Raw genomic sequence first — 535 nt, 5'->3', positions numbered from 1 at the left:
GCCGAAGGCCAACCGCGCCACCACCGGGTAGGGCACACCAGCCTGCTGGGAGGGGCGAGCGACCAGATTGGCGAACACCTGAACGATCAGGATGCCCACGATCAGGCAGATCAAGACCTGCCAAGAGGCCAGCCCGAGGGCAAACAGCGAACCCGCGGTGACGTACCCACCCACTGAATGCACGTCCGCCATCCAGAAGGCAAAAATGTTGTACCAGTTCCATTTCTGCTCTTTCAACGGAGCAAGGTCGTCATTGGTCAGACGTTCATCAAAGTTCCGGCGCCTGAGGACGGAGGTGTCCACAGCGCCACCGGCGGTCTCGGTTTGAATCTCGACCGTGGTCGGCCGAGGCGGTTCTGTGGTGCTCATGGTGGGGCCTTTCGTGAAGCACAGTGACCGTTGTGAACACAGTCGCGAAACCGGTGTTTCTTACCCCTCAAGTCAAGGCAATGAGTGTTTCACCCAAATGTCTGAGACCGTGACCGGTGTTAAATCTCCGCAACCGAGGCCTCACATTCCTCGAGATCCGCGGTGT

At 58.9% G+C, this 535-nt stretch carries 1 protein-coding gene; it reads right to left on the bottom strand.

Translation table 11 applies throughout. The features are described from left to right. Window positions 1-369, bottom strand: a 369-nt coding sequence (locus tag GTW58_RS13885; RefSeq protein ID WP_209436603.1) for a cytosine permease, incomplete at its 3' end; no start/stop codon positions are given. Window positions 370-535 lie beyond the last annotated feature (166 nt).

Origin of the sequence: Kocuria subflava, assembly GCF_012163155.1 — a bacterium.
GTDB lineage: Bacteria > Actinomycetota > Actinomycetes > Actinomycetales > Micrococcaceae > Kocuria > Kocuria subflava.
Note: the sequence above shows the minus strand (reverse complement) of the source record. Positions and strands in the feature narration are given on the sequence as shown.